The organism is Nostoc sp. JL23, from assembly GCF_017115065.1.
Lineage (GTDB): Bacteria > Cyanobacteriota > Cyanobacteriia > Cyanobacteriales > Nostocaceae > Nostoc > Nostoc punctiforme_A.
Map to the genome: position 1 here is coordinate 1 of NZ_JABXKN010000010.1, position 5129 is coordinate 5129.

The following is a 5129-nucleotide window of genomic DNA, read 5'->3' on the forward strand; positions in this document are numbered from 1 at the left end:
TCACTGGTGGATTAAAATCGGGGCTTAATCGTAAGTGATTTACCGAACATGATATTACTTCCAGAATCAAAACCGAATCACTGGCTTGATGCTTTTATTAAACATTGCTTTGCGCGTTTTTACCCTTATGGAGTTTGTTGTCAGGCAGGCACTTCAACAAGCTGAAGATTCTTTGCAAGGTCTTTATGATGGCAATCCCAAACGAAAAACTCCTCGTCCTTCTGCCGAACAAATGCTTAAGGCTTTTTGTCACCTAACTCTTTACTTCCTCCCTGATTCTACGGTCTTCATTACCCCTATTAACCAGCTTCAAAAACAGATTCTTTTATTGATGAAAATCCCTGAATCCATTTATGAGCTTGAACTTAAGCCCTGTAAGACATAATTCTCACTCACAAGGTCAAAATGAGCGAACGTCCAGTTGTCAAGGAGCTTCTTGAGTTCGGTTGGGGAAAGTTCATCAGCTTGCGTGATCGCTTTACACTCAGCAGCATACAATTCAACAGACGCGGCTTTAACCGACTCGATAACAGCCCCACTTTCATCGTCATCAGCATCGTCGGCATCAATAACGGTGTAGCCATCCTCGACCAAACCCGCAAGAACAGACTCTCGATAGCGCCGCATTTCTACATTAATCACAGAACCACGCTTACCCCAAGTCTGCAATGACTCCGGTTGAAAATTCTGGTCAACATAGCTGTAATCGTCATTATCTGCCGCCGACAATAGCGCAATGTTCCCTTGTGTAGCAACGTGTTGACTTCTCAACAATCCCCCTATCGATGTAGAACCATTGCCCACAACCGACATCCCCCACTCTCTCACTCAAATGTGACGGTCAACAGTTTCCCGTAATCGCGCTAACATCTGACGTACCGAGTTAACCGGTTGCACTCCCTGAAATATTCCCCAAACACCATCAAAATGTCCTCTAATGTCGATGCTGACTCCAGTTTCCAAACTTGGAGAAGCGATAACCAAATCATACTGGGTAAGAATTTCGTTCAAGTGAGCGATACAGCCAAACGCCGCATGAGATGGGTCAGCAACAGATTCACTGTCGATTCTTAGGATTCGTAGGTAAGGGAATTTGCGGCGAAAACGTTCTTCAAGTGCCTGGGTTCCCCATTTGGACTTTGCTTTTTGAGCAGAGCAACAGAGTAAATGATGCCCCCCTTTGGCAATTGCTTTGTCCAGTGCTGCGATGAGATTTTTAGGGTTAGTGCCAGAGTAGTTGTAACAGTAAACAGAAGATTCAACGAATTGAACAGAAGCACTTGAGATTAAGAACAAGAATCAAACAGCTAGCTCAGAAGACAATTTGCTTTTCTAAAACAGAGGAGATGTACGGCATAGTTATAGGTTTATTCATCAACCGCTATGAGTTTGGTTTACTAGTTTAAGGACATAGCAACCGATCTAGAACATTGCCAATTTATCTTTATGGGTGCAGACATTAGCAATATTGCCCCTCTACAAAGAACAAATCTCTTTTATCTTACATTTTATTCTAGCCGCCTACTTAGCTGAGAACCACCCAAGCGTAGCTAATGACTCCTAAAATTGCTATACCAACAATTGCTTCTCCTTGCTCATTCAAAAGATGGTAAAAGCTATTCAAAACGTAGTTTAATGCTGCCTGGCGACTTTTACCTAATTCAGTCATCAGCAATTTAACCCTCGCATCTACCTCTTCAATAGAGACTTCACCTTTTTGGTAAGCAACTTCTAACTCATTTAACTTGCACCAGTATTCTTTGGTATCTTCCACAAGGTTAGGAAACATAATTGAAGATATATTTAACAATGTTAACTTTCATTACGATTCTATCTTGCCAGCTAAAGCAGATGGTTCTGTCGATTTGGTGATATTTTTCCGAAGATCAAGGGTTGAGCTATATAAGTTGAGCTATATAAATAGACGCAACAAGCGTAGAGGATATTATTGTTTCCCAAGGTTTCCGTCTGCTGTAGGCTAGGGCATCGTTAGGATTAATCTTGATGGCTTAGTTATAATCGGTGATTGCCCTTTGTTTGTCTCTCAATTCAGAGCGGGCAATACCCCGGTTGTAATAGCTATTGGCAGAGTTAGGATTAATCTTGATGGCTTGGTTGAAATCAACGATCGCCCCTTGCAAGTCTCTCAAGTCAAAGCGGGCATTTCCCCGGTTATTGTAGGCGTTCGCGTATCCGCCCACCTAACAAAGCGATCGCCAAAATCCTAAGCTTCTCTTCGAGACGCTTCGCGAACGCTTCTCGCCGCCCCCGCCTCATCCCTGCCTAAGTAACAACCGCCCTCTATAGCCTACGATTCCTCCTTGGGGTAATGGTGCATTTATGTTTGTTTGACCAAATTCTGTTTTCTCACCCACAATTGAATTAGTTGCTGACGAGAATCCAGAGTCTTCCCGAACTCCCTGGTGTATTCTGACTGTGCGGCGGTATCCTGGGCTGATGCCTTCCACCAGTTCGGGAGTTGGCGCGAACAGTGGCAGGTGTTTGCCTTTCCAATTTTTGGGAGGGTACAGCGAGATTGAGATGGCCTCGCCTCGGATTTCACCACGGTAGTATGAGGTGTAGATTGTCATAATCGCACCCGCTCCAAGTCGTAGTCAGTCACCCGCGCGATGGAATCTCTGGAGGTAAAAACCTCGTCACCTCTTTCCGATATAGCAGGGGACATCCACTCGATGCTGTAGAACCACGCATCGTTAATCAGTTGAATGCCTTGGACTATGCGGATCGGTGGCCCATCTCCATGAAACCGAAAGTCAACCAACTCACCCAATCGAAACACAGGTTTTTCTTTAATAACCGATTGCAAATTACCGTACCAATAAGTTCACTTCCCAAAGCAGTAATATTGGTATTACAAGCAAAGATTTTGTATTTCCAGCCATGTTCTGACCACTCCATGCCAGTGCAGTAACCGAATGCTTTGGCAGACTTTACGTACACTCGCTCTAACAAACTGACCAGTAACGGCGGGATTCGTTGACCCCAAGGTGGAGAGGTGTACCAGCACTGTTCTAAGTTTTGGACAAGGTTAGTCATACAGCCACTCCTAATAATTTGCTCTGTGCGGATATAAATAGTTGTGTTGCAAAACTGGGAGGGACAGAGTAGCCGATGATTGACCCAGCCGTGGCAGTCTCGTTGGGGAATTCGTACCAACTGGGAAACCCTTGCAAGATTGCAGCCCCTTCAATAGACAAGGATTTGACCGTACTATCTGGCAACCAGATATCAGCGAACTTACTACGGTTGCAATCTTTGTGATCGGTGAAATGCGTAGGCGCAGCCCGCCGCAGGCATCGCAGTATCGTATTGCAAGGTAAATGTGCAGGCTTGTATTTCACATCTTTTCGCCCTCCGACTCGTTCAATCAGCAGTGGTGTTGGTTCGTTAGCTGCCAGAAATTTCTCTACCGCTTGCCGTTGTTTGGAGAGTAGTTGGGAATCGGGCATCGTAGGGATTAGATGCGCGATCGCTCTATACCAACCACAAGGTGTAGCACCCGAAGGTAAGGCAACGCGAAACCCTCTACTTGCAACCAGGACTAACCGCCGCCGCGCCTGGGGTAATCCGAATTTGTTCATGCTGACCACGCTGTAATCAACCAGATACCCCTCTTGCTCCAAAGCTGACAGGATGATACTGAAACTCTGACTGTTCTGATAACGCGGCACATTTTCGAGCGTAAACACCCTTGGCTGTAACTGTCGGATGGCTTCTGCTACTGCGATCGCAGCCGTCAGATCGTCAGCCGTTTCAATACCTTTTCCCGCCTTAGCTGTGTGGGCTTGGCTGAAGTTAGCGCACACCGGAGAGGCGTGGAGGTAATCGGGGCGGCGGGGAAAACCTATAAATCCTAACCACGCTACTTCTTGAACTGTTAGCTGGACGACTCTACACCCGTATTTGCTGAAATTGCGGTGATGGGTTTTGGCGATCGCCCTGCTCAAGTCTGGTTTGCTTGGGTCGAACTCTACTGCAATAACTGGGCGAATTCCCGCTTGCACCATCCCCGCTTCAATCCCGCCACCACCCGCGAAAAGTACTACAGCGATCGGTGCATCATCTGGAAGAACTGGTTTTTTATATGTGTTATCAAAATTTTTGCAGACATCTAATTTTGGTGATGGCTTTTTGGTTTTCGCTTTTTTGATAAAGGCGATGATATTCTCTCGCGTTGCCCTCTCTTGTTGCAGTGTCCGAATCATTGGAACAGCGCCAGGGGGAATTGAACCTATACTTTTGCCTTTCCATGCCCCGCTTATCTTCTCTTTCCAATTGAATGCCCATCGCCAATCTTCGGGATTATTCGGGTCACGTTCACCAATCACACGGGGATAAAAAACGTTTGAACCATCAAGTAGCTTTTTAGTTTCGAGGTACTGATAAAGACAACCCACTGATTCCCGCTGTGAGGCTTTGACCTCTTTCTCTAAGAATTTTTCGGGTGTTGCATATAACTCAACTATTACTGATTTTGGCTTTGGAAGTAGCGTATGACTTCGGGCTGTTTTAGTCATGCAACCACCTCCATAACCAAATCGTCTGGCACTTCAAAAATCCCCAACCGCCCAATGTAAGGAATCGGTATAATCTCACGTGGATTCTCCAGCTTCCAGTGGTATTGCCCAGCCATTCCCCAGCCAGATGCAACTTGTGAGAACTTGCAATCTACTATTGTGACAATGCCAATAACTTGGCCGCGACGTAGAGAGATTAACTCTGGGATTACTACCCCCATGCTTTGGCAAAATTCTCTCGCTAGCTGGTAATCTTTTTTGGTGCAAGTTTTGGCAGCGTGAATCAGAATGTCGCCGCGATAATGAATGGGCCAGCCTCGGTTTTCAACATTTTTGAGAGCATAAATAATTGCCCATGCCCAAGGCTGACGAACAGATAGCGCTTTCATGGGTTTTAATAATTAGATTTAGCCAAATTTTTAAACTGTCCAAATCTTTCATCAAACAAGAGATTAACAGTCGTTTCACTACTAAATCGGCTTTTCAAAACTGAAACTTCAAAAATGCCTTTTTGGGTAGTCTGTTTGTCGTAGTAATCTGGTAGAGTCGATGCCCGGTATTATCCGGGGCACCTCTCTGTTAAATCTGGGC

Annotated in this window: 9 protein-coding genes and 1 pseudogene; 2 read left to right on the top strand and 8 right to left on the bottom strand. The window is 45.4% G+C overall.

Translation table 11 applies throughout. The features are described 5' to 3' along the window. Positions 1–85: 85 nt before the first annotated feature. Entirely contained in the window at positions 86–385 is a 300-nt protein-coding gene (locus HWQ42_RS00505; protein ID WP_292808364.1) for a hypothetical protein, read from the top strand. On the opposite strand, the gene HWQ42_RS35375 is transcribed toward HWQ42_RS00505, so the two are convergent. Together HWQ42_RS35375 and HWQ42_RS35380 are read right to left on the bottom strand one after the other, a co-directional pair. Then, entirely contained in the window at positions 352–813 is a 462-nt protein-coding gene (locus HWQ42_RS35375; RefSeq protein WP_334811776.1) for a hypothetical protein, read from the bottom strand. The genes HWQ42_RS00505 and HWQ42_RS35375 overlap by 34 nt on opposite strands. Positions 814–828: 15 nt before the next feature. After that, positions 829–1296, bottom strand: coding sequence for a hypothetical protein (locus HWQ42_RS35380; protein WP_334811774.1), 468 nt, complete (start codon positions 1294–1296; stop codon positions 829–831). On the opposite strand from HWQ42_RS35380, the gene HWQ42_RS00515 reads away from it, so the two are divergent. Next, a complete protein-coding gene (locus tag HWQ42_RS00515) occupies positions 1281–1406 on the top strand; it encodes an IS1 family transposase (protein ID WP_292808366.1) in 126 nt (41 codons plus the stop codon). The genes HWQ42_RS35380 and HWQ42_RS00515 overlap by 16 nt on opposite strands. Positions 1407–1525: 119 nt before the next feature. Here HWQ42_RS00515 and HWQ42_RS00520 read toward each other — a convergent pair whose 3' ends face one another. From HWQ42_RS00520 to HWQ42_RS00545, 6 genes and pseudogenes are all read right to left on the bottom strand, one after another. Continuing rightward, on the bottom strand, positions 1526–1789 hold the full coding sequence (locus HWQ42_RS00520) for a hypothetical protein (protein ID WP_190944757.1): 264 nt from the start codon (positions 1787–1789) through the stop codon (positions 1526–1528). 220 nt (positions 1790–2009) lie between these two features. Further along, positions 2010–2201, bottom strand: coding sequence for a tetratricopeptide repeat protein (locus tag HWQ42_RS00525; protein ID WP_292808370.1), 192 nt, complete (start codon positions 2199–2201; stop codon positions 2010–2012). Positions 2202–2273: 72 nt separating this feature from the next. Then, complete coding sequence (locus HWQ42_RS00530; protein ID WP_292808372.1) at positions 2274–2591, bottom strand: hypothetical protein; 318 nt, start codon at positions 2589–2591, stop codon at positions 2274–2276. After that, a pseudogene (locus tag HWQ42_RS35385) lies at positions 2588–3057 on the bottom strand (DUF1392 family protein). The gene HWQ42_RS00530 and the pseudogene HWQ42_RS35385 overlap by 4 nt, the downstream one beginning before the upstream one ends. Then, on the bottom strand, positions 3054–4538 hold the full coding sequence (locus HWQ42_RS00540) for a DNA cytosine methyltransferase (protein WP_292808376.1): 1485 nt from the start codon (positions 4536–4538) through the stop codon (positions 3054–3056). Before HWQ42_RS00540 ends, HWQ42_RS35385 begins: the two are co-directional and overlap by 4 nt. Next, positions 4535–4927, bottom strand: coding sequence for an ASCH domain-containing protein (locus tag HWQ42_RS00545; RefSeq protein WP_292808378.1), 393 nt, complete (start codon positions 4925–4927; stop codon positions 4535–4537). Before HWQ42_RS00545 ends, HWQ42_RS00540 begins: the two co-directional genes overlap by 4 nt. Positions 4928–5129 lie beyond the last annotated feature (202 nt).

What these genes read in the sequence shown, in the direction of transcription:
- HWQ42_RS00545 (WP_292808378.1), bottom strand. Translation starts at nt 4,927, where the DNA reads ATGAAAGCGCTATCTGTTCGTCAGCCTTGGGCATGGGCAATTATTTAT.
- HWQ42_RS00530 (WP_292808372.1), bottom strand. Translation starts at nt 2,591, where the DNA reads ATGACAATCTACACCTCATACTACCGTGGTGAAATCCGAGGCGAGGCC.
- HWQ42_RS00540 (WP_292808376.1), bottom strand. Translation starts at nt 4,538, where the DNA reads ATGACTAAAACAGCCCGAAGTCATACGCTACTTCCAAAGCCAAAATCA.
- HWQ42_RS35375 (WP_334811776.1), bottom strand. Translation starts at nt 813, where the DNA reads ATGTCGGTTGTGGGCAATGGTTCTACATCGATAGGGGGATTGTTGAGA.
- HWQ42_RS00520 (WP_190944757.1), bottom strand. Translation starts at nt 1,789, where the DNA reads ATGTTTCCTAACCTTGTGGAAGATACCAAAGAATACTGGTGCAAGTTA.